Genomic DNA, 273 nt, shown 5'->3' with positions numbered 1-273 from the left:
GCCGATCGGCAAAGCGTGGCTGAATGCGAAATTCTACATCGTGGACGCGCATCTGAACCCGGTGCCGGTCGGGGTGCTGGGCGAGCTGGTTATCGGCGGAGTCGGAGTGGCGCGCGGGTACTTGAACCGTCCGGAGCTGACGGAAGAGAAGTTCGTAGACAGCCCGTTCGCCGCGGGCGAGCGGCTGTACCGCACGGGAGACTTGGCGCGGTGGATGGAGGACGGCAACGTGGACTTCATCGGCCGGATCGACAACCAGGCGAAAATCCGGGG

At 64.8% G+C, this 273-nt stretch carries 1 protein-coding gene; it reads left to right on the top strand.

Annotation, left to right across the window (positions count from 1 at the left end; all coding sequences use genetic code 11):
* A partial coding sequence (locus LCF57_RS14615) for an AMP-binding protein (RefSeq protein ID WP_226001344.1) occupies positions 1–273 on the top strand: 273 nt, incomplete at both ends.

Origin of the sequence: Paenibacillus sp. BJ-4 (assembly GCF_020404765.1) — a bacterium.
In the GTDB taxonomy this organism is placed as follows: domain Bacteria; phylum Bacillota; class Bacilli; order Paenibacillales; family Paenibacillaceae; genus Paenibacillus.
Note: the sequence above shows the minus strand (reverse complement) of the source record. Positions and strands in the feature narration are given on the sequence as shown.